19 protein-coding genes are annotated in these 21800 nt (G+C 54.4%); 9 read left to right on the top strand and 10 right to left on the bottom strand.

Going from position 1 to position 21800, the window contains the following annotated elements; genetic code table 11:
* Window positions 1–2 precede the first annotated feature (2 nt).
* The 3 genes from yidD to rpmH are packed head-to-tail and all read right to left on the bottom strand — an operon-like array spanning window position 3 to window position 742.
* A complete protein-coding gene (yidD, locus tag ACI2J2_RS19355) occupies window positions 3–260 on the bottom strand; it encodes a membrane protein insertion efficiency factor YidD (RefSeq protein WP_012004505.1) in 258 nt (85 codons plus the stop codon).
* Entirely contained in the window at window positions 224–583 is a 360-nt protein-coding gene (gene rnpA, locus ACI2J2_RS19350; protein ID WP_004950547.1) for a ribonuclease P protein component, read from the bottom strand. Before rnpA ends, yidD begins: the two co-directional genes overlap by 37 nt.
* An 18-nt stretch (window positions 584–601) precedes the next feature.
* Complete coding sequence (gene rpmH, locus ACI2J2_RS19345; protein WP_003849659.1) at window positions 602–742, bottom strand: 50S ribosomal protein L34; 141 nt, start codon at window positions 740–742, stop codon at window positions 602–604.
* Between the two features lie 682 nt (window positions 743–1424).
* Between rpmH and dnaA the strand changes: the two genes are divergently transcribed.
* From dnaA to yidA, 5 genes are all read left to right on the top strand, one after another.
* Window positions 1425–2816 (top strand): chromosomal replication initiator protein DnaA, encoded by a 1392-nt coding sequence (gene dnaA / locus ACI2J2_RS19340; protein WP_037421193.1) that lies wholly within the window; start codon window positions 1425–1427, stop codon window positions 2814–2816.
* A 4-nt stretch (window positions 2817–2820) separates the two neighbouring features.
* Window positions 2821–3921 (top strand): DNA polymerase III subunit beta, encoded by a 1101-nt coding sequence (gene dnaN / locus ACI2J2_RS19335; protein WP_012004507.1) that lies wholly within the window; start codon window positions 2821–2823, stop codon window positions 3919–3921.
* 161 nt (window positions 3922–4082) lie between these two features.
* Window positions 4083–5168 carry a DNA replication/repair protein RecF gene (gene recF / locus ACI2J2_RS19330; RefSeq protein ID WP_209638060.1) on the top strand — a complete coding sequence of 362 codons (1086 nt, stop codon included), beginning with the start codon at window positions 4083–4085 and terminating at the stop codon, window positions 5166–5168.
* Window positions 5169–5186: 18 nt separating this feature from the next.
* Window positions 5187–7601, top strand: coding sequence for a DNA topoisomerase (ATP-hydrolyzing) subunit B (gene gyrB, locus ACI2J2_RS19325; protein ID WP_209638058.1), 2415 nt, complete (start codon window positions 5187–5189; stop codon window positions 7599–7601).
* Window positions 7602–7843: 242 nt separating this feature from the next.
* Window positions 7844–8659 (top strand): sugar-phosphatase, encoded by an 816-nt coding sequence (gene yidA / locus ACI2J2_RS19320; protein WP_209638056.1) that lies wholly within the window; start codon window positions 7844–7846, stop codon window positions 8657–8659.
* Between the two features lie 41 nt (window positions 8660–8700).
* Here yidA and ACI2J2_RS19315 read toward each other — a convergent pair whose 3' ends face one another.
* Together ACI2J2_RS19315 and ACI2J2_RS19310 are read right to left on the bottom strand one after the other, a co-directional pair.
* A complete protein-coding gene (locus ACI2J2_RS19315; protein ID WP_404760646.1) occupies window positions 8701–9642 on the bottom strand; it encodes an ornithine cyclodeaminase family protein in 942 nt (313 codons plus the stop codon).
* Window positions 9629–10597 (bottom strand): threonine/serine dehydratase, encoded by a 969-nt coding sequence (locus ACI2J2_RS19310; protein ID WP_404760645.1) that lies wholly within the window; start codon window positions 10595–10597, stop codon window positions 9629–9631. Before ACI2J2_RS19310 ends, ACI2J2_RS19315 begins: the two co-directional genes overlap by 14 nt.
* Window positions 10598–10769: 172 nt before the next feature.
* On the opposite strand from ACI2J2_RS19310, the gene ACI2J2_RS19305 reads away from it, so the two are divergent.
* The gene (locus tag ACI2J2_RS19305) at window positions 10770–12050 is read left to right on the top strand and encodes a DUF3748 domain-containing protein (RefSeq protein WP_404760644.1); all 1281 of its coding nucleotides are present in this window, start codon (window positions 10770–10772) and stop codon (window positions 12048–12050) included.
* 33 nt (window positions 12051–12083) lie between these two features.
* Here ACI2J2_RS19305 and ACI2J2_RS19300 read toward each other — a convergent pair whose 3' ends face one another.
* Complete coding sequence (locus ACI2J2_RS19300; RefSeq protein ID WP_209638047.1) at window positions 12084–12428, bottom strand: YceK/YidQ family lipoprotein; 345 nt, start codon at window positions 12426–12428, stop codon at window positions 12084–12086.
* A 307-nt stretch (window positions 12429–12735) separates the two neighbouring features.
* Between ACI2J2_RS19300 and ibpA the strand changes: the two genes are divergently transcribed.
* The 3 genes from ibpA (at window position 12736) to ACI2J2_RS19285 (ending at window position 15510) form a co-directional block, all read left to right on the top strand.
* A complete protein-coding gene (gene ibpA, locus ACI2J2_RS19295) occupies window positions 12736–13149 on the top strand; it encodes a small heat shock chaperone IbpA (RefSeq protein WP_209638045.1) in 414 nt (137 codons plus the stop codon).
* Window positions 13150–13255: 106 nt separating this feature from the next.
* Window positions 13256–13684: a small heat shock chaperone IbpB gene (ibpB, locus tag ACI2J2_RS19290; protein ID WP_037421171.1), complete on the top strand. Its 429-nt coding sequence runs from the start codon at window positions 13256–13258 to the stop codon at window positions 13682–13684.
* Between the two features lie 167 nt (window positions 13685–13851).
* A complete protein-coding gene (locus ACI2J2_RS19285) occupies window positions 13852–15510 on the top strand; it encodes a putative transporter (protein ID WP_209638043.1) in 1659 nt (552 codons plus the stop codon).
* A gap of 42 nt (window positions 15511–15552) precedes the next feature.
* Here the strand turns inward: ACI2J2_RS19285 and ACI2J2_RS19280 are convergent, their stop codons facing one another.
* The 4 genes from ACI2J2_RS19280 to ACI2J2_RS19265 form a co-directional block, all read right to left on the bottom strand.
* Window positions 15553–16806, bottom strand: a complete 1254-nt coding sequence (locus ACI2J2_RS19280; RefSeq protein WP_209638041.1) for a valine--pyruvate transaminase — start codon at window positions 16804–16806, stop codon at window positions 15553–15555.
* A 134-nt stretch (window positions 16807–16940) separates the two neighbouring features.
* Window positions 16941–19007 carry an alpha-amylase gene (locus ACI2J2_RS19275; RefSeq protein ID WP_404760643.1) on the bottom strand — a complete coding sequence of 689 codons (2067 nt, stop codon included), beginning with the start codon at window positions 19005–19007 and terminating at the stop codon, window positions 16941–16943.
* A gap of 160 nt (window positions 19008–19167) precedes the next feature.
* Window positions 19168–20145, bottom strand: a complete 978-nt coding sequence (gene ghrB / locus ACI2J2_RS19270) for a glyoxylate/hydroxypyruvate reductase GhrB (protein WP_209638038.1) — start codon at window positions 20143–20145, stop codon at window positions 19168–19170.
* A gap of 114 nt (window positions 20146–20259) precedes the next feature.
* Complete coding sequence (locus tag ACI2J2_RS19265; RefSeq protein WP_209638036.1) at window positions 20260–21528, bottom strand: MFS transporter; 1269 nt, start codon at window positions 21526–21528, stop codon at window positions 20260–20262.
* Between the last annotated feature and the right edge of the window lie 272 nt (window positions 21529–21800).

The following is a 21800-nucleotide window of genomic DNA, read 5'->3' as shown; positions in this document are numbered from 1 at the left end:
CGTTAGTGTTCTCTGTTATCGTCGGGTTTCGGCGGCACGGGATCATCGCCACCTGGGTTCAAAGGGTGGCATTTTAATACGCGTTTCAATGCTAACCAACTGCCTTTTATCATGCCAAACCTGCTTAATGCCTCAATTGCGTAATGAGAGCATGTCGGCTGGAAGCGACAACGAGGCCCAAGCAGCGGACTGATGACGAGCTGGTAAGCTCGCACCAGCCCGATCAGGATGCGGGAGCCTGGCGACAGTGGCGACGCCATAATTTTTCCAAAGCTTCCGTCAGCGCGCGGTTATCCAAATCCGCTATCCCTTTTTTGGCCACTACGACAAAATCCATCGCCGGTAACTCGTGCTGACGTAAACGGAAGCTTTCGCGGGTTAGGCGTTTTATCCGATTGCGTTCATGCGCGCGTTTGACGTGTTTTTTGGCGACAGTAAGACCGATGCGGGGATGCCCCAGCTGGTTCAGGCGGCCGAGGATGGTGATTTGCGGCGTGCCAGCCCGTTGTGGCTGCTGGAAGACGAAAGTGAAGTGAGTGGGAGTTAACAAACGTAACTCCCTGGGAAAAGCGAGCTTAACCACTCAGCGGGTTAGCTTTTATTACTTAGAAACAGTCAGACGAGAACGGCCTTTCGCACGACGGCGGGCCAGAACTTGACGACCATTTTTGGTGGCCATACGAGCACGGAAACCGTGGCTACGGTTACGCTTCAATACGGACGGTTGGAAAGTGCGTTTCATGGCGATTTCTACCTAAACTTAAAATAATTACTGATCAGTAAACGCGTTTGGCTACTCGGCGTGAAGACGACCGACGCCTCAATCGCAATATATAAAGAGGCGGGATTGTAATAATTGTACAGTCCTGAGTCAATTCACATTGCGCTAGCCTACCTGGTTGTCTGCCAATTCGGAGTAAAATCCGGTCTTGGCCCGTGGTCACCGCAGAATCCTGTCCGGTTAATGACTCACCATTAAGGAACCAGGTACACACGTAGGGCGAAGATTATACGGACTCAGGGGTAAATCGCAAGGATCCCGATGCGATCCTTAGCGTGAAAACCCAGGATCCTGCGTGGATAACAGGGTATAACCGGTTGACAATGTAAAAAATACCGTTACTCACACGGTATTTTGCCTGCAATTTAGCGCGACTGGCGAAAAGATCGCCGCAGGCCGGGGCCTGTGGATAAAATGGATCTAATCTGTGATGAAGGGGAGGATCTCTTGCGCGGATTGCGCTATGATCCGTCATTCCGATCGCGATCTCTCAAGCGGGGATCGTGAGGGACATAAACCGTGAAAGGCGGTTCGCATCCCCCACAGGCAAACTGCCGATGCCGGGTATGTGTCAAAAATCATGAGTTATAAAAAAGTAGCCTGATTCTTTTCTTTTATTGATCTTGTTCGAGTGGAGTCCGCCGTGTCACTTTCGCTTTGGCAGCAGTGTCTTGCCCGATTGCAGGATGAGTTACCTGCCACAGAATTTAGTATGTGGATACGCCCATTGCAGGCGGAACTGAGTGACAACACCCTGGCGCTTTATGCGCCAAATCGTTTTGTGCTGGATTGGGTTCGCGATAAGTACTTAAACAATATCAATGGCCTGTTAAATGATTTCTGCGGTACGGATGCGCCATTGCTGCGTTTTGAAGTGGGCAGCAAACCGCTTTCCCAAATCATCAGCCAAACCGTCACCGCCAGTGTTAGCGCCCCGAGTGCACCCGTGGTGCGCGTTGCTGCGCCTACCCGCCCAAGCTGGGACAACGCGGCACCGCAGCCGGAGCTTTCTTACCGTTCCAACGTTAACCCAAAGCATACCTTTGATAACTTTGTTGAAGGTAAATCCAACCAGTTGGCGCGCGCGGCGGCTCGCCAGGTTGCGGATAACCCAGGCGGCGCCTATAACCCGTTGTTCCTTTATGGTGGCACCGGTCTGGGTAAAACCCACCTGTTGCATGCGGTTGGCAACGGCATCATGGCGCGCAAAGCTAACGCCAAAGTGGTCTACATGCACTCTGAACGCTTTGTGCAAGACATGGTCAAAGCGTTGCAGAACAATGCCATTGAAGAATTTAAGCGTTATTACCGTTCGGTCGATGCGCTGCTGATCGATGACATACAATTTTTTGCCAATAAAGAGCGTTCGCAGGAAGAGTTCTTCCATACCTTTAACGCGCTGTTAGAAGGCAATCAGCAGATTATCCTGACGTCGGACCGTTATCCTAAAGAGATTAACGGGGTGGAAGACCGTCTGAAATCCCGCTTCGGTTGGGGATTAACGGTAGCCATCGAACCGCCGGAGCTGGAAACCCGCGTAGCGATCCTGATGAAAAAGGCTGACGAAAACAATATCCGTCTGCCAGGAGAAGTGGCGTTCTTTATCGCCAAGCGCCTGCGTTCCAACGTGCGTGAGCTCGAAGGGGCGTTGAACCGCGTGATCGCCAACGCAAACTTTACCGGACGTGCCATTACCATTGATTTCGTGCGTGAAGCGCTGCGCGATCTACTGGCACTGCAAGAAAAGTTGGTCACCATCGATAATATTCAAAAGACGGTGGCGGAATACTATAAAATTAAAATCGCAGATTTGTTGTCCAAGCGGCGCTCGCGTTCCGTTGCCCGTCCACGTCAAATGGCGATGGCGTTAGCGAAAGAACTCACCAACCACAGCCTGCCAGAAATCGGCGATGCGTTTGGTGGCCGCGACCATACCACGGTGTTGCACGCCTGCCGGAAGATCGAGCAGTTGCGTGAGGAAAGTCACGACATCAAAGAAGATTTCTCCAATTTAATCAGAACATTATCTTCCTAGCGCTATGAAATTTATCGTTGAACGTGAGCATCTGCTAAAACCGCTGCAACAGGTGAGCAGCCCGCTGGGCGGCCGCCCAACGCTGCCTATTCTGGGTAACCTGCTGTTGCAGGTCACAGAAGGCTGCCTGCTGTTGACCGGCACCGATCTGGAGATGGAGATGGTGGCGCGCGTTGCCCTGTCCCAACCTCATGAAGCGGGCGCGACTACCGTCCCCGCGCGTAAATTATTTGATATCTGCCGTGGTTTGCCTGAAGGGGCTGAGATCACTGTGACGTTGGAAGGCGAGCGTATGCTGGTGCGTTCTGGCCGCAGTCGCTTCTCCCTTTCTACGTTGCCGGCGGTAGATTTCCCGAACCTGGACGATTGGCAGAGCGAAGTTGAATTCTCTCTGCCGCAGGCGACCCTTAAGCGCCTGATCGAAGCCACGCAGTTCTCGATGGCTCATCAGGACGTGCGCTACTACTTAAACGGCATGCTGTTCGAAACCGAAGGTGAAGAACTGCGTACCGTGGCGACCGATGGTCACCGCCTTGCTGTGTGTTCGATGCCTATTGGCCAGCAATTACCGTCGCATTCGGTGATCGTGCCGCGTAAAGGGGTGATGGAACTGGTGCGTCTGCTGGACGGTGGCGATACGCTGCTGCAATTGCAGATCGGCAGTAACAACATCCGTGCGCACGTGGGTGATTTTATCTTCACTTCCAAGCTGGTTGACGGCCGTTTCCCTGATTATCGTCGCGTATTGCCGAAGAACCCGGACAAAACGCTGGAAGCCGGTTGTGACTTGCTTAAGCAGGCTTTTGCCCGTGCGGCCATTTTGTCGAACGAAAAGTTCCGCGGTGTGCGCCTGTACGTCAGCCAAAACCAACTCAAGATCACCGCCAATAACCCTGAGCAGGAAGAAGCGGAAGAGATCCTCGACGTCAGCTACGACGGCACCGAGATGGAAATTGGGTTCAACGTCAGTTATGTGCTGGACGTATTGAATGCACTCAAGTGTGAAGATGTGCGCTTGTTGCTGACCGACTCGGTCTCTAGCGTGCAGATCGAAGACGGTGCCAGTAAGTCTGCCGCCTATGTCGTCATGCCAATGCGGTTGTGATCGATATCCGGGCTATCTTGCTTGCCATTTTACGCTTGGGCAGTGCTCGCAATCCTCACGTACTCTGTGTACGCTCCGGTTGCTGTGCGCTGCCTGCACGTAAACTGCCAGCGCCGATAACGCCCTCACATTGAGTGTAATTTCCCGGTGATGGAATTGGCATGGCATTAACGCGTTTACTGATTAAAGATTTCCGCAATATAGAAGCTGCGGATTTGGCGCTGGCGCCGGGGTTCAATTTCCTGGTGGGTGCCAATGGCAGCGGCAAGACCAGCGTGCTTGAGGCGGTGTATACCCTCGGTCACGGGCGGGCATTTCGCAGCCTGCAGGCGGGGCGCGTGATTCGTCACGACCAGCCGGAGTTCATTTTGCACGGCCGCATTGACGGTGCAGAGCGTGAAATATCCGTAGGATTAAGCAAGAGCCGTCAGGGGGACAGCAAGGTACGTGTCGATGGCAGCGACGGCCACAAAGTGGCTGAACTGGCGCAGCTACTGCCGATGCAACTGATTACCCCCGAAGGTTTTACCCTGCTAAACGGCGGGCCGAAATTCCGGCGCGCCTTCCTGGACTGGGGTTGTTTTCATAACGAACCCGGTTTTTTCACCGCCTGGAGCAACCTGAAACGGTTACTGAAGCAGCGCAATGCCGCGCTGCGCCAGGTCAGTCGCTATGCGCAGATCCGCGCGTGGGATCAGGAACTGATCCCCTTGGCCGAGCGCATCAGCGAATGGCGGGCAGCTTACAGCGACGCGATTGCCGCGGATATTACCGCGACATGCGCGCAGTTTTTGCCCGAATTTGCCCTGAGTTTCTCTTTCCAGCGTGGCTGGGACAAAGAGAGCGACTACGGAGAGCTCCTGGAGCGCCAGTTTGAGCGCGACAGGGCGTTAACCTATACCGCGGTGGGGCCGCATAAAGCGGACTTTCGCATTCGTGCCGACGGCACGCCGGTAGAGGATTTGTTATCGCGCGGTCAGCTTAAGCTGCTGATGTGCGCGTTGCGCTTAGCGCAGGGTGAGTTTCTCACCCGGCAGAGCGGGCGGCGTTGCCTGTATCTGATTGATGATTTTGCCTCCGAGCTGGACACCGGCCGTCGCCGGTTGCTGGCCGATCGCCTGAAAGCCACCCAGGCCCAGGTCTTTGTCAGTGCTGTTAGCGCTGAACAAGTGACCGACATGGCCGGTGAAAAGGGCAAGATGTTCCGCGTGGAACAGGGTAAAATAGAGGTTCAACCACAGGACTAAAATGAGCGAGAAACGTTGATGTCGAATTCTTATGACTCCTCAAGTATCAAGGTATTAAAAGGGCTGGACGCGGTGCGTAAGCGCCCGGGCATGTATATCGGCGACACCGATGATGGCACCGGTCTGCACCACATGGTATTCGAGGTTGTGGACAACGCTATCGACGAAGCACTCGCTGGCCACTGTAGTGACATTCAGGTGACCATCCATGCCGACAACTCCGTTTCGGTACAGGATGACGGCCGTGGTATCCCGACCGGTATTCACGAAGAGGAAGGGGTTTCTGCGGCACAGGTGATCATGACTGTGTTGCATGCCGGCGGCAAATTTGATGACAACTCCTACAAGGTTTCCGGCGGTCTGCACGGTGTAGGCGTATCGGTTGTTAACGCCTTGTCCGAGAAGCTGGAATTGGTTATCCGCCGTGAAGGCAAGGTTCACGAACAAACCTATGCGATGGGCGAGCCACTGTCACCCCTGAAAGTGGTCGGTGAAACCGATCTGACCGGTACCACAGTGCGTTTCTGGCCGAGCTACGAAACCTTCACCAACAATACCGAATTTGAGTACGACATTCTGGCCAAGCGCCTGCGCGAACTCTCATTCCTGAACTCTGGCGTGTCTATCCGCCTGAAAGACAAACGTACGGACAAAGAAGACCACTTCCACTACGAAGGCGGTATCAAGGCGTTTGTTGAGTACCTGAACAAAAACAAAACCCCAATCCACCCGAACGTCTTCTATTTCTCTACCGTGAAAGACGACATCGGTGTGGAAGTGGCGTTGCAGTGGAACGACGGTTTCCAGGAAAACATTTACTGCTTTACCAACAACATTCCGCAGCGTGATGGCGGTACCCATCTGGTCGGTTTCCGTACCGCGATGACGCGTACCCTGAACAGCTACATGGATAAAGAAGGTTACAGCAAAAAGGCCAAGATCAGCGCTACCGGTGACGATGCGCGTGAAGGTTTGATTGCCGTTGTGTCAGTAAAAGTACCGGATCCTAAGTTCTCTTCTCAGACTAAAGACAAGCTGGTTTCTTCCGAAGTGAAAACCGCTGTTGAAACCCTGATGAACGAGAAGCTGGTCGATTACCTGATGGAAAACCCGGGCGATGCGAAAATCGTCGTCGGTAAAATTATCGATGCAGCGCGTGCCCGTGAAGCCGCACGTAAAGCGCGTGAAATGACTCGTCGTAAAGGCGCGTTGGATCTGGCCGGCTTGCCGGGCAAACTGGCGGACTGCCAGGAACGCGACCCGGCACTGTCCGAACTGTACCTGGTGGAAGGGGACTCAGCGGGCGGCTCTGCCAAGCAGGGGCGTAACCGTAAGAACCAGGCGATCTTGCCGTTGAAAGGTAAAATCCTCAACGTTGAGAAAGCCCGCTTCGACAAGATGCTGTCTTCACAGGAAGTTGCCACGCTGATCACTGCACTTGGCTGCGGTATCGGCCGGGATGAGTACAACCCGGACAAGCTGCGTTATCACAGCATCATCATCATGACCGATGCCGACGTCGATGGCTCGCACATCCGTACGCTGCTGCTGACCTTCTTCTATCGTCAGATGCCGGAAATCATTGAGCGCGGTCACGTGTTCATTGCCCAACCGCCGTTGTACAAGGTGAAAAAAGGCAAGCAGGAACAGTACATCAAAGATGACGAGGCGATGGATCAATACCAAATCGCCATCGCGATGGACGGCGCCACTCTGCATACCAACGCCAGTGCACCGGCGCTTGCGGGCGAGCAGTTGGAAAGACTGGTTGCTGAGCATTACAGCGTGCAGAAGTTGATCGGCCGTATGGAACGCCGCTACCCGCGCGCGTTGCTGAACAACCTGATCTACCAGCCAACTCTGGCAGAGGGCGATCTGAGCGATCAGGCCAAGGTTAAGACCTGGATTGATTCGTTGGTGAAACTGCTGAACGACAAAGAACAGCACGGCAGCAGCTATGATTCGGTGATCTTTGAGAACCGTGAGCGCCAGATGTTTGAGCCTGTACTGCGCATTCGTACTCACGGTGTGGATACCGATTACGCGCTGGACTTTGACTTCATCCACGGCGGCGAATACCGCAAAATCTGTGTCCTGGGTGAGAAGCTGCGCGGTTTGATCGAAGAAGATGCCTTCATTGAACGTGGTGAGCGTCGTCAGCCGGTTGAAAGCTTCGAACAGGCATTGGAGTGGCTGGTGAAAGAGTCGCGCCGTGGTCTGTCAGTACAGCGTTATAAAGGTCTGGGTGAAATGAACCCAGAGCAGCTGTGGGAAACCACGATGGATCCGGAAAGCCGCCGCATGCTGCGCGTGACCGTGAAGGACGCCATTGCTGCTGACCAACTGTTCACCACCCTGATGGGTGATGCGGTTGAACCTCGTCGTGCCTTTATCGAAGAAAATGCCCTGAAAGCGGCAAACATCGATATCTGACGTCCTTATCCCCCAAAATAATTCGAGTTGCATCAAGGCGGCAACTGAGCGAATCCCCGGGAGCTTAGATAACTAAGTGACTGGGGTGAGTAAAGGCAGCCAATAAGAAGCGACTTGAAGTATGAAGGGGATCGTTGAAAATCCGCGCCGGGTGACTTGCGCGGATTTTTTTACGCTTTTTTGGCGCTGACATTACCGGCTGAAACGCGTTAGCATGGAAAAAACCACTGGGAGAGGCTCGAATGGCTATTGAACTGATTGCAATTGATATGGACGGCACGCTGCTCAACCCGCAGCACCAGATTACGCCGGCGGTAAAGCAGGCGATCACCGAGGCACGCCGCAAAGGGGTGCATGTCGTGCTGGCTACCGGGCGACCTTACGTCGGCGTGCAGGATTATCTGCGTCAGTTGGACATTCAGGGTCCCGGTGATTTCTGTATTACCTATAACGGCGCGCTGGTTTTGAAGGCGGTTGACGGTGACTGCATCCTGCAGGAAACGCTGGGCTTTGAGGATTATCTCTACTTCGAGCAGATGGCGCGTGAATTCGGCGTCCACTATCAGGCATTTGATTTCGATACGCTGTATACGCCGAACAAAGATATCGGCAAATATACCGTGCACGAGTCGGAAATGACCGGTATCCCGCTCAAATACCGCAGTGTGGAAGAGATGGATCGTTCGATTCGTTTCCCGAAATTGATGATGGTTGACGAGCCTGAGTTGCTGGATCGCGCTATCGCCCGTATTCCGGCCGAAACGCATGAGCGCTACACCATCCTGAAAAGCGCGCCTTATTTCCTGGAGCTCCTGCATAAAAATGTGGATAAAGGTGCCGGCGTGAAAATGCTGGCCGATCATCTTGGCATTGCGCGTGAAAACGTGATGACGTTGGGCGACCAGGCTAACGACACCGCGATGATCGAGTATGCCGGTGTCGGCGTTGCAATGGGTAACGCTATTCCGGAACTGAAGGCGGTGGCACAGTTTGTTACCACCACCAACACGGAAGACGGCGTAGCGCGCGCCATTGAGAAGTTTGTGCTCAATGCCTAATGCTGTTTGGCATTACAGGGGCGCAACTGCGCCCTTGTACGTTATAGCCGTGCCAAAATGCCTTTCACAATTTGCACATCCTGAATCGCCAGCCCGGTGAGATCGGCGAGGGTGATTTGCCGAGGATCACTGCGCACTTTTATCCCCTGAGCCAATGCCGTACCGAATTCGACGATTGGCGTCGATTGAAGTAAACCCTGCCGATAAGCCGTGGCGATCTCGCCGTATTCTGTGCACTGGGACACCGCGTCGACCAGCAACACATCCGCGCTGGCAACCAGGCTGCTCTCCAGTTCCTGCTTACCCTGAGCATCGGCGCCGACGGCGGTGATGTGGGTACCGGGTTGAATATCTGCTGCCCGCAGAATGGGTTCACGGCTGGGTGTTGTGGTGACAATCAACCGGCAGTGTCCCGCCAATTCTGCGGCATCCTGCGTGGTCTGTACCCGAAATCCTTCCGCCTCCGCTTCGCGACGGAAAGCGTCTAATGCCGGTTCGTTACGGCCCCACACCCAAAGGTTGCGGCAGGTCGTCTGCGGTTTGAGGTGTTGCAATTGCAGCCTGGCCTGCATGCCACAACCGATGAGGCCAATCGCCGGGATATCCGCTGGTGCGCACAGTTCGGCGGCAATACGTCCGGCCAGCGCGGTGCGTAACGCGGTCAGCCAACCTTCGTCCAACAATAATGCCTGCGGTACGCCGGTCTGCGCCGAGAAGGCCATCATCAGCCCTTGATTGCTGGCCAGGCCCTGCAACGCGTTGTGATAAAAGCCGGAAGAAACCTTGATGACAAATTGTTCGTCCCCTTCCAGCCACGCTGATTTAATGCAGCAGTCACCCGACGCCTGCTCGAAGAGGAAGTGCTGAACTGGCGGCTGTTGCACCCGTTGCTGTGAATAGGCAATAAACCCCTGTTTAAGCAACAAAGTGACTGCATCAGCATCGAAAGCGTCAAGAATCTGCCGTTTATTAATGATTCTCATCGGAGATGGCCTTGAGGTATTTTTCCAGAACGATGTTTTTGCCACACAGCACTACCGCCACTTTCTTCCCCTGAAATTCCGGCGCGAGTTTGATGGCGGCAGCTAAGGCTACTCCGGCTGCGCCCTCAATAATCCAGCGATCGCTGGCGGCAATCTGGCGCATGGCCTGCTTGATTTCCGCTTCACTGACCAATATTTTTCGGTCAATCACCTGCTGGCACAGCGGGAAGGTGATTGCGTTCGGCTCGACACCGCCAGCGGTGCCATCGGACAGCGTGTCCCGTTCTTCCACCGGATAAATATGGCCGGCTTCCAGTGCGCTATACATGCTGGTGGCATTTTCTGGCCAGCAGGCGATAAGCTGTGTTTTGGGAGACAATCGCTGCAGAACGGTACCAATTCCTGAAATATAGCCGCCACCTCCCACCGCGACAAACACCGCATCCAAATCCGCTTGCTGCTCCACGAGCTCCATGCCGCAGGTGCCCTGACCGGCAACCACCTGTGGGTCGTTATAGGGTGAGATATAGACTTTACCTTGCTCAATGGCCGCCTTTTCTCCCGCCTGTTCGGCATTCAGTGCATCGCCCGGTATCAATTCCACCTTACCGCCGAGCGCACGGATGGTCTCCAGTTTGATCGCTGCCGCCGTTTCTGGGGCATACACCGTCACGCTGACACCCATCAGTTTGCCTGCCAACGCGACGGCTTGGCCATGATTCCCGGTAGAAGCGGCGATCACCCCGCAGCTGCGCTGTTGGTCATTGAGCAACCGCAGTTTGTTGCTGGCACCACGAAACTTGAAGGAGCCGGTATGTTGCAGATGGTCGCATTTCAGATACAGCTCGCAGCCCAACTGCTGTGACAGCAATACGCTGCGGTCCAGCGGGGTCACGCGAACCTGCGGGCGCAATTGCTGATGGGCGGAAACAATGGCATCGAATAGATTGCTCATACGGGCTCCTGTAGAAAAGATTAATGTAGACTTTAAAATCCAGTGTGTACTTTTTAGTATTGTCTGTAAACCTTCATTTGTGCGTGGACACAGTGTGCCAATGGGCAATGTGAACCCACAGCCCATTCCGGTAAGATGGCTGTTCAGTACCAGCCTATGCAGGAGAGCCGCCATGAGCCATCGGGAACAACAACTGACTTTTGATCCACGTGGACATCAGTTAACCAATATTAACGTCTGGACGCCGGACAGCCAGTGGTTGGCTTACGATGTACGCCCGAATGGGGCTTCCTTCACTGGCTTGAGTATCGAGCGGGTGAACGTCGATAGCGGCGTGGTAGAGGTGGTCTATCGCGCGCAGCAGGGGGCCCACGTTGGCGTGGTAACCGTCAGCCCGGATACACCGGCTCGCTATGCCTTTATTCACGGGCCAGAGTATCCGGACAGCGTTTGGCATTATGATTTTCATCACCGGCGTGGGGTGATCGTCAGCGAGCCGGATCGTGAATTGGCCATAACGCTCGATGCGATGGATATCACCGCCCCCTTTACCCCTGGTGCGCTACGTGGCGGCACTCACGTGCATGTCTTTAGCCCGGACGGTAGCCGCCTGAGCTTCACCTACAATGACCACGTAATGCACGAGTTGGACCCGGCGCAGGATTTGCGCAACGTGGGTGTGGCTGTGCCATTGCAGGGAGTGAACCCGCCGAAGCAACATCCGCGTGAATATGACGGTAGCCATTACTGTGTATTGGTGAGCGAGACGACATCGCAGCCACAGCCAGGCAGCGACCAAATTAACCGCGCCTATGAAGAAGGTTGGGTCGGTCAGCGTGGTTATACCCGGCCTGATGGGCGGCAACAGCGTTGGGCGCTGGCATTTATCGGCGATACGCTTTCCAGCAGCGGTGAGAAGCTACCAGAGGTTTTTATTGTAGACCTGCCACAGGATGATACCGATTATGCCAAAGCCGGAGCCAGGCCGTTACAGGGCACCGCACGCCATTTGCCTGCACCGCCGTTGGGAGTGCGCCAACGCCGGTTGACGTTTACCGGCCAACGCTGTTATCCCGGTGTTGTGACCACGCCCCGCCACTGGCTGCGCAGTTCGCCCGACGGTAGCATGATCGCCTTTCTAATGAAGGATGATAGAGGGGTTGTGCAATTGTGGACAATCTCACCCAATGGCGGTGACCCGCGGCAGATCACCCATGGTGAACACGGGATTCAGTCGGCATTTAGCTGGCATCCACAGGGGGGCAGGATCGCGTTGGTGTGTGATAACAGCCTCATGGTGTGTGAGGTCGCAAGTGGCCGAATGCAGCGCCTGACACAGCGTACTGCGCTACCGCCGTCGGGGGACGCTATCGTATTCTCACCGGACGGCAATAAAGTGGCGTTTATGCGTGAGATTGGCGGATTCAGCCAGATTTTTGTGGTCGTGCTGTAATCAACCGCGGGCAAGTGGCCCGCGTCTGATACGTTAATGTGGGGTTGTGGTGGCTGCGTGGGCAGGATCGCCGCTGGCGGCCAGATTCTGCTCTTCGCCGCGGAGAATGCGCGCCTTAGGTGAGTCTGAGGTCGCGTCACTGCCAGATCGCATATAGTCGTAAGGCAGCAATACCGTGTCCATGACGGCTGATAACGGCAGATCCAACGCAACCAGTGGCATCATTGCCCAACTGGTGTTGTCATCCTTCAGAATATCCACGCTGGCGCGAGTGCCGGGGTAATAGCCCTGATTTGGGCCAGTGTGGCTCATCACGCTTGAGCAGCCGTTAGTCGCTAACAGCATGCAACTGGTTGCTATCACTCTCATCGTTTTCATTATTATTCCATCCTGCAGGGTGCTGTTCCCCAAAATCTGCTGATCTATAACATCTTGTGGATGTTTTAAAAGGAGCAAGGACCCGCTCTGTGGCAGTAGTCTCAGTTTATTGTAAGGGATAAAAAAAATTTCGCCGAACTGATTGTCATTTTTTTGATCGTCGCCAGTTGAAATGCTGAAAGCAATCCCCATTTTCTTATCAGTACCCAATTAAGAATTCGCCGTAAGGGAATTCCGATTATTTAGTCTGTCCCGTGTGGAAGGCTTAATTATTAAACCTCGCTGAAGTGTCTTAGGAGGCTGTTTTATGCGCAATTTTGATCTTTCCCCACTCTATCGTTCCGCGATTGGTTTTGATCGTTTGTTTAACACGTTAGAGGCAAGCCAAAGCCAGAGTAATGGCGGTTATCCTCCTTATAACGTTGAACTGGTAGATGAAAATCATTACCGCATTGCGATAGCGGTAGCCGGGTTTGCCGAGCAGGAGCTGGAAATAACCAGCCAGGATAATCTGCTGATTGTTCGCGGCGCTCATAATAATGAACCGGCGGAAAGAACCTACTTATATCAAGGTATTGCCGAGCGGAACTTTGAACGTAAATTCCAGTTGGCCGAGCATATCCAAATTAAAGGCGCCAAGCTGGAAAATGGTTTGTTGTATATAGATATGGAAAGAATTGTTCCAGAAACATTAAAACCGCGCCGGATCGAAATTAAATAATTCCTATTTCATCGGTGGAATGAATCGCCGGTGGGACGTTAGTTAACTTGCCTGCCGTCAGGGGGCAAATTAAACATAATCTCGCTTCATAGAAGGAGTTTACACTATGCGTAATTACGATTTATCCCCACTGCTGCGTCAGTGGATTGGTTTTGACAAACTGGCCAGTTCAATGGGCGGTCAGGAGCCGCAAGGGTTCCCGCCTTACAATATCGAGAAAAGCGACGACAACCATTACCGCATTTCTCTGGCGTTGGCCGGGTTTAAGCAAAGCGAGCTGGATATTGAGGTTGAAGGCCCACGGCTGACTGTGCGGGGCAAACCGACGCCACCAGAAAAACAGGTGGAATATCTGCATCAAGGGCTGGTGTGTAAAGAGTTCACGTTGACCTTCACGTTGGCTGAGCATCTGCAGGTGTCAGAAGCCCAGTTTGAAAACGGCCTTCTGCATATCGATCTGGTGCGTCAGGTTCCGGAAGCCCTGCAGCCGCAGCGTATTGCCATCGGCACCACGCCGGGGTTGGAATCAAAATAACCGACTGAAAAACGGCAAAATTATACGGGGGAAGTCCAAACGGGCTTCCCCCGTTGCATTCTGTGGCGCACCCCACAGTCGTACCTTCCCGCTTATGCCAAAATCCTTGTTAATTGTGCGTATTTAACCGCAAACCGGTTGTTAAACTTCTGGCAAGGATGTGACCAATGAGCGAAATCGCCCTGACCGTCAGTATGTTGGCGTTGGTGGCCGTTCTCGGGCTGTGGATGGGTAACTGGAAGGTCTACGGAGTTGGGCTGGGTATTGGTGGGGTGTTGTTCGGTGGCATCATCGTTGGGCATTTCGCCCAGAGCTGGCAGCTCAATCTTAATGGCGACATGCTGCACTTTATTCAGGAGTTTGGCCTGATCCTGTTTGTTTATACCATTGGTATTCAGGTTGGTCCTGGTTTCTTCTCTTCGTTGCGGGTATCCGGGCTGCGGCTCAACGGCTTTGCCATTTTACTGGTGTTGCTCGGTGGGGGCGTGGCGGCGGTGGTTCACAAATTGTTTGCCGTGCCACTGCCAATCATTCTGGGCGTGTTCTCCGGCGCGGTCACTAATACGCCAGCGCTCGGGGCCGGGCAGCAAATTCTTACCGATTTAGGATCAGATCCTGCACTGGTCGATCGCATGGGGATGGGATACGCCATGGCGTACCCGTTCGGCATTTGCGGCATTTTATTGGTGATGTGGCTGATACGCCTGTTTTTCCGCATCAATATCGAGCGAGAGGCGCAGATCTTTGAAAGCAGCCTGGGCAACCAGCGCGAGCTGCTGCATACCATGAACGTCGCGGTGCGTAACCCCAACCTGCAGGGGATGGCAATCAAAAATGTGCCGCTATTGAACGGTGAAGACATCATCTGTTCACGCCTGAAACGCGGCGAGCTGCTGATGGTACCGGCACCGCTCGAGAAGCTGGAGCTGGGCGACTACCTGCATCTGGTGGGCAAGCGTGAAAATTTGGAAAATGCCCGGTTGGTGATTGGCGAAGAAGTAGACGTTTCACTGTCGACACGCGGTACGGAGCTGCAGGTGGTGAGAGCGGTGGTGACCAATGAAAAAGTCTTGGGCAGCAAAATCCGCGATCTGAACCTGAAGCAAAAATACGACGTGGTGATTTCACGTCTCAACCGTTCTGGGGTGGAATTGGTTGCCGGCAGCAATGTCACGCTGCAATTTGGCGATATCCTCAACCTGGTTGGGCGGCCGGAGTCCATCGAGGCGGTGGCGGCCATTGTCGGCAACGCTCAACAGAAGCTGCAGCAGGTGCAAATGCTGCCGGTATTTATTGGCATTGGTTTGGGTGTGCTGCTGGGGTCTATTCCACTGTTTGTACCGGGTTTCCCGGCGGCATTGCGATTGGGGCTTGCCGGTGGGCCGTTGGTGGCGGCCTTGATCCTCGGGCGTATTGGCAGCATCGGTAAGCTGTATTGGTTTATGCCACCGAGCGCCAACCTCGCGTTGCGCGAACTGGGCATTGTGCTGTTTCTGGCGGTGGTGGGGTTGAAGTCAGGGGGGAACTTTGTCGATACCTTGATTAATGGCGAAGGATTGGAGTGGATCGGTTATGGCGCGCTGATTACGGCTATCCCACTGCTCAGTGTGGGCGTGTTGGCGCGGTGGGTGGGTAAGATGAATTATCTGACACTGTCCGGCATGCTGGCAGGTTCAATGACGGATCCACCGGCGCTGGCCTTCGCCAACGGCCTGCACCCGACCAGCGGCGCTGCTGCGTTGTCTTATGCCACGGTTTATCCGTTAGCGATGTTCCTGCGTATCATGTCACCGCAGTTGCTGGCGGTGCTGTTCTGGGCGATGTAAGACGATGGGGCACAGGTGTTGAACGGTGCCCCATCGTTATGATCAGTTCGCCTCTTGGTGAGCGCGTTCGATCTCTTCCGCCAGTATGGCTACGCCGCGCTCAATCTTCTCTGGGTCAGGCACGTAGTTCATGCGCATACACTGATGGGTGTGTGGCCATTCATGCTCCAACCCCGGGAAGAAGTAGTGCCCTGGCACCATCAGCACACCACGCTTTTTCAGGCGTTGATACAGCAATTCGGTGGTGATCGGCAGGTCCTTAAACCACAGCCAGAGGAAAATTGCCCCTTCCGGTTTGTGGATCAGGCAGCGTTCTGGTGACAGGTAGCGGCGAATGATCTCGATCGTGTGCTCAACGCGCTGTTTGTAGAACGGACGGATCACCTCGTTGGACAAGCGCAGCAAATCACCACGTTCGATCATTTCTGTCGCCATTGCCGGGCCCATGCTGCCCGGTGACAGGCTGATGATACCGTTCATGTTGGTCAGCGCACTGATCACCTTCTCGTCAGCGATCACAATACCGCAGCGTGAACCCGGCAGGCCGAGTTTCGACAGACTCATACATAAGATGATGTTGGGGTTCCACAGCGGTGTTGCGTCGCTGAAGATGATGCCTGGGAAGGGTACGCCATAGGCGTTATCGATCACCAGCGGGATATTACGTTGTTGCGCCAGCAGGTCGAGCTTCATCAGCTCTTCGTCGGTGATCACGTTACCGGTTGGGTTCGTGGGGCGTGACACACAGATCATGCCGATATCATCGCCAATATTCAGATGTTCGAAATCAACGTGATACTTGAACTGGCCCTCTGGCAGCAATTCGATATTAGGCTTGGCCGACACAAACAGGCCTTCGTCCAACCCTGCATCGGCATAGCCGATATATTCCGGGGCCAGCGGGAACAGCACGCGGCGGCGGCTGCCGTCGGCGTAACGCCCGGCAAACAGGTTAAACAAGTAGAAAAACGCACTCTGACTGCCGTTTGTCAGTGCAATATTCTGTGGTGAGATCTGCCAGCCGAGTTCATCGTGCAGCAAATTGGCCAGCGCTTTCAGTAAAGCGTCTTTGCCCTGCGGGCCGTCATAGTTACACAGAGCCTCAGTCAGTTTGCCTTGATCGAGCATGTCCTGGCACAGCTGTTTGAAGTAGCTTTCCATCTCTGGAATCTGTGCCGGATTGCCGCCGCCGAGCATGATGGCACCGGGGGTGCGCAGGCCTTCGTTCAGGTCATCCATTAAACGGGTAATGCCCGCATAACGGGTAAATTTGTCGCCGAAAAGTGAAAAAGTCATAGGTGCAGCTGTATTGTTTTTAGCAGGTAATCGCCCACCATACCGCCAGACAATTTCTGGTGCAATGCAGTTCATAAATCAACCACCAGGAGTAAATTTTACCTGGTGGTATTAATTAAGCATATTACGCTAAATTATTGTGACCGATCGCCGACCCACACCACCATGACCTTATCGCCATTGAGCTGGCGGCTAAAAGCGTAGTAGCGTGCAGTATGCTGCGATTGCTGTGTACCGGAGCCAATCGCCGGGTGGCGGGTGCGGAATTGCCCCAGTCGTTGCCAGTGCGTCAGTAACGGGGCTTTGTCGCCTTTGAGCTCGTTCCAGTTCATATCGGAACGGGTGCCCTGCAGCGGATCTGAGCCTGTGGGCCCAAGTTGGCGGCCACTTTCATCTCCGTAGTAAATCTGGACCGCGCCGGGGGCCAACAGCAGCAGGTCGGCAGCACGTTGCTGCAGCGCCAATGACCCTTTGGCATCGCTGGCGAAGAACAATCGCGTATCGTGTGAGGATATATAGCTCAGCACGTTGAAATCTTGCAACTTGTCCGCCATCTGCTGGTAGGTGTCATCGATGCTGGAGAAACAGCTCAGTGCCTGTGACGCCTGGTCCTGGAAATCAAAATTGATCATCGCGTCGAAGCCATTCTGGTAATAGTCGCTTTTCATCACGCCATGGCCCCAGGCTTCTCCGGTCATCCAAAATGGGCTGTTATCCAAAGCCTGTTGCGGATGGGCGGCTTTCCACTCAGCCAGCGCTGCCGCGGCGCGTTGTTTCAGCAGCGCCAGCGTGGGTTTCTCCACGTGCTTGGCCGTATCGACGCGAAAGCCGTCGATGCCGTAGTCACGTACCCATTGGCTAAGCCAAATGGTCAAGTAGTCGCGGGGGGTGGCACCGGGAATATCCCGTGCGGCAGTATCCGGTTTATGGCGATAAAACAGCGGTAAACCGCTGGCTCCGGGCGCTTCAGTTTTGATGTCCGGGAGGAAGGCCAGCGACAGGGTAAGATCGTCGTAACCCGGCGAGTCATAGTCGCCGATATCGGTACGGATCCAATTTTTGCCCCACCATTGGCTCCAGCCGGCCTTGTCGCTGAAGTTGATATAATCGTTGAAACTGTGCCAGTTCTGCCCTGCACCGGGTCGCCAGTCCCCCCAATTCTTGCCCAGCGTTTTTTCAATCTCTGTCCCCTTCAGATACAGCGAACCGAACTGGAAGGTTTGCATGTCCGTTAACGTGGCATAACCGACATGATTCACCACCACATCAAACAGGATACGAATACCCCGTTGGTGAGCCTGCTCAACGAGAGTACGCAGGTCTTGTTCGCTGCCCATGTTGGCATCGAGTCGTGTCCAATCCAGCGCATAGTAGCCGTGATAGGCGTAATGCGGGAAGTCGCCCTTGGTGCCGCCGCCAACCCAACCGTGGATCTGCTCTAACGGCGAACTGATCCACAGCGCGTTGACGCCGAGTTGTTGCAGGTAATCCAGTTTTTGCGTCAGGCCAGCCAGATCGCCGCCGTGAAAGGTGCCGATTTCCTGCATGCCGTCACTGCGACGGCCGTAGCTGTGGTCGTTGGCAGGGTTGCCGTTGTTAAAGCGATCGGTGAGGGCGAAATAGACCGTGGCGTTGTGCCAGTTGAAAGGTGCAGGCTTCTCGCTGCCGGCAGATTCCAGCAACAGCAATCCCCCGCTGTTGGCGGCGGGCAGCAGGGTGATTTTGCCTTGGCTGACCTTTGCCGTTTGGCCTGAATAGAAATCACGCACCGACTCGCCTTCGGCAAAGGTTGCCGTTACGTCAAGGGTGACGGGTTTGCCGTCCCAACGTTGACAGGTACGCGCGATTGCAGCGGTCGTGGTTTCCTGTGCGGTTTTTAGACTGAGTTGTAGCGTCGGAGTGCCGCTGCGGGTGTCGACACGCACCTGGTATTCCCCGGCGCGGAACAACCGCCAGGTGGCCGGTGGGTTATCGCTGCAAGGCTGAAGCGACAGGGTTTGATTCAGTTTCACCGGCTCGGTGGGTTGCCAGCACTGCTGATCCTGATAAATCTTCAGCGGCAGCTCGCCTTTGGCCAGCGTGGCGTAGCTGGTGAATAAGCCACTGGTGGATTCATCAAACGTCGGGAAGCTTTGCAGCGTCCAGCTTGCCATTGCGGGCGGTGACAGCAGCATCAACAGGGGCAGGGTTAAATTTTTCATAGCTCTCCGTACGCGTGGCAGGAAGCGTTTTTTTGTAGGGTAATGCCCAGTGTGACAAGTGACGAATAAATCGCCTCATCCCAGCGAGAGATTTTCGGGGAGGAGAAGGTGGGGGGATATAAGAAAAAGAGAGGGGCGGGAAAACGCCCGCCCGTTAACACTATTTTTTCAACAGCTGCGGGTTAACGCAGTTTTCAGTTACCGTGCCGGTTAATGCGGCGATCAGGTTGTCCACGGCGCAGGCGGCCATGCCGTAGCGGGTTTCATGGGTCGCGGACCCAATATGCGGCAGTGCCACCACGTTTGGCAGCGTCAGCAGCGGTGATGACACCGGCAATGGCTCTTTTTCGAATACATCCAAACCGGCTGCGTGGATGGTGCCGTTTTGCAGCGCTTCGATCAGCGCGGCTTCATCCACGACGGGGCCACGGCCAGCATTGATCAGAATGCCGCTTTTTTTCATCTTCGCTAATTGATCACGGCTGATCATATGGAAGGTTTCATCGGTCAGCGGCAGTGTAATACAGATGAAATCAGATTCGGCCAACAGCGTATCGAGATCGCAACGGCGGGCGTTAAAGCGTTGCTCCGCTTCCTCATGCGTGCGGCGCGCGTTATACAGCACCGGCATACCAAAACCGAAGTGTGCACGTTGTGCCAGCGCCAGGCCGATACGGCCCATGCCAAGGATGCCGATAGTTTTATGGTGTACGTCGACACCAAACCAATCTGTACCGATGCTGCCTTGCCATTCGCCGGCTTTTACTCGCTCTGCCACTTCCACGACTCGGCGTGCTGTCGCCAGTACCAAGCTCATGATGGTGTCGGCGACGGTTTCGGTGAGTACGGTAGGGGTATGCATCAGCAAGACGTGATGGGCGTTCAGTGCATCAACGTCAAAGTTATCGTAACCGACGGAAATGGTTGAGGCCGCACGCAGTTTGGGTGCCTGCTGCAGGAAGGCCTCATCAATTTTGCCGCCGGAACCGATAATCCCTTCCGCTTGTTGCAATGCTTGGCGCAGTGCATCGCGGTTATCCGGGTTCAGGCCATCAAAGGCATGCACAGTGAAGTGCTGTTCCAGTCGTTCACGCAGATCGGTGGGAATGCTTTTGTACAACACGATAGAAGGCTTCATCACGAACTCCAGCAGTACCCTCCGTCTTTCAGGCTGCAGCGTTGTTGGCTTTAAACACCGGCTGCAGCCTGAAATCCATTGGGTTTGTTCAACAGAAAGTAAATTATAACGAGACTACGCCAATTGCGGTTGGGCCTCGTTACGAGCCGGCTTGACGACCAGCGTCAGCACGACCGCCACCAACAGGGCAATGGCCATAAACATATAGGAGGCCGCCGGGCTGCCGGTCGCACCGTTCAGGTAACCGACGAACCAGGAACCGAAGAAAGAACCCAGTGCCCCCATGCTGTTGATCAGCGCCATAGCGCCACCGGCAACGTTTTTCGGCAACATCTCAGGAATGATAGCGAAGAACGGCCCGTAAGGGGCGTACATGGCCGCACCGGCAATGACCAGCAAGGTATAAGAGATCCAGAAATGGTTGGCACCGACGGCGTAAGAGCCGAAGAAAGCCAGCGCACCAATCAACAGCAGCGGCCAGACGAACAGCTTACGGTTTTGCATTTTGTCGGAAGCCCAGGACACCAGGATCATGGCGATAGTCGCTGCCAGATAAGGTACCGCGGATAGCCAGCCGGCCTCCACCATTCCCATCTGCATGCCACTGCGCAGGATGGAGGGCAGCCACAGCACAAAGCCGTATACGCCGATACTCCAGGCAAAATATTGAACGCACAGCAAGATCACGTTGCGTGAGCGGAAGGCTTCGCTGTAATTACGCACCGCTTTAATGCCTTTTTGTTCTTCTGCCAATTGTTGCTGCAAGGCCAGCTTTTCGTCATCACTCAGCCAATTGGCCTGCGCTGGTTTGTCTTTGGCCAACACCCACCAGCAGAAGGCCCAAATAACCGCAGGAATGCCTTCGAAGATGAACATTTCACGCCAGCCGTAGGCGTGGATCAGGTAGCCGGAAACGACGGACATCCACAGCACGGTCACTGGGTTGCCGAGGATCAGGAAGGTATTGGCACGTGAACGTTCTGATTTAGTGAACCAGTTACTGATATAAATCAGCATCGCCGGCATCACGGCGGCTTCTACCACGCCGAGAATAAAGCGGATCGCAGCCAGCATTGGGATATTGCTGACCATGCCGGTCAGGGAGGCACAAGCTCCCCACAGGATCAGACACCAGAAGATCAGTTTTTTAACGCTACGGCGTTCGGCATAAATTGCGCCAGGGATCTGGAAAAAGAAATAGCCGAGGAAAAACAAGGCGCCCAGCAATGACGACATGCCTTTGGTGATACCCAGATCGTCATTGATGCCGGCAGCGGAGGCAAAGCTAAAATTGGCTCGGTCGAGATAGGCCAGGCTGTAGGTGATAAACACGATGGGCATGATGTACCACCAGCGTTTAGCCGCGATAGTCGCTTTGTTCATGTTCAGATTCCTTCAGTGGTGTCGTATTCCCGTCGTCTTCCACGCTGCAGCGCTGCTGACTGCGTTTGCCCATCCCTGTGACTTAATTCAGCGTCTGGGGTAAGCGAACGGGTTGCAGCATGAAAGTCACTGGGTATCGTTATCTCCCAACGCAATCTGGTTGTAGGGCCAGAGGTACACGTCATAAGGAGAAGTCTGTTTACCGGTTATGTTTGTTATTACCCTAAATCATTCGAGTTGCAGGCAGGGCAAGAGCACTCACCTGCAGCTTG

The organism is Serratia sp. NPDC087055, assembly GCF_044900985.1.
Taxonomy (GTDB): Bacteria; Pseudomonadota; Gammaproteobacteria; order Enterobacterales; family Enterobacteriaceae; genus Serratia.
The sequence above is the reverse complement of the archived record's forward strand: the minus strand, read 5'-3'. Positions and strand labels throughout refer to the sequence as shown.

Excerpts from the sequence above, each read along its gene's own strand:
- ibpB (WP_037421171.1), top strand. The coding sequence starts at position 13,256 with ATGCGTAATTACGATTTATCCCCACTGCTGCGTCAGTGGATTGGTTTT.
- gyrB (WP_209638058.1), top strand. The coding sequence starts at position 5,187 with ATGTCGAATTCTTATGACTCCTCAAGTATCAAGGTATTAAAAGGGCTG.
- ACI2J2_RS19300 (WP_209638047.1), bottom strand. The coding sequence starts at position 12,428 with ATGAAAACGATGAGAGTGATAGCAACCAGTTGCATGCTGTTAGCGACT.
- recF (WP_209638060.1), top strand. The coding sequence starts at position 4,083 with ATGGCATTAACGCGTTTACTGATTAAAGATTTCCGCAATATAGAAGCT.
- rpmH (WP_003849659.1), bottom strand. The coding sequence starts at position 742 with ATGAAACGCACTTTCCAACCGTCCGTATTGAAGCGTAACCGTAGCCAC.
- yidD (WP_012004505.1), bottom strand. The coding sequence starts at position 260 with ATGGCGTCGCCACTGTCGCCAGGCTCCCGCATCCTGATCGGGCTGGTG.
- ACI2J2_RS19310 (WP_404760645.1), bottom strand. The coding sequence starts at position 10,597 with ATGAGCAATCTATTCGATGCCATTGTTTCCGCCCATCAGCAATTGCGC.
- ghrB (WP_209638038.1), bottom strand. The coding sequence starts at position 20,145 with ATGAAGCCTTCTATCGTGTTGTACAAAAGCATTCCCACCGATCTGCGT.
- ACI2J2_RS19315 (WP_404760646.1), bottom strand. The coding sequence starts at position 9,642 with ATGAGAATCATTAATAAACGGCAGATTCTTGACGCTTTCGATGCTGAT.
- ibpA (WP_209638045.1), top strand. The coding sequence starts at position 12,736 with ATGCGCAATTTTGATCTTTCCCCACTCTATCGTTCCGCGATTGGTTTT.
- ACI2J2_RS19280 (WP_209638041.1), bottom strand. The coding sequence starts at position 16,806 with ATGACTTTTTCACTTTTCGGCGACAAATTTACCCGTTATGCGGGCATT.
- dnaN (WP_012004507.1), top strand. The coding sequence starts at position 2,821 with ATGAAATTTATCGTTGAACGTGAGCATCTGCTAAAACCGCTGCAACAG.
- ACI2J2_RS19275 (WP_404760643.1), bottom strand. The coding sequence starts at position 19,007 with ATGAAAAATTTAACCCTGCCCCTGTTGATGCTGCTGTCACCGCCCGCA.
- ACI2J2_RS19265 (WP_209638036.1), bottom strand. The coding sequence starts at position 21,528 with ATGAACAAAGCGACTATCGCGGCTAAACGCTGGTGGTACATCATGCCC.
- ACI2J2_RS19305 (WP_404760644.1), top strand. The coding sequence starts at position 10,770 with ATGAGCCATCGGGAACAACAACTGACTTTTGATCCACGTGGACATCAG.
- ACI2J2_RS19285 (WP_209638043.1), top strand. The coding sequence starts at position 13,852 with ATGAGCGAAATCGCCCTGACCGTCAGTATGTTGGCGTTGGTGGCCGTT.
- yidA (WP_209638056.1), top strand. The coding sequence starts at position 7,844 with ATGGCTATTGAACTGATTGCAATTGATATGGACGGCACGCTGCTCAAC.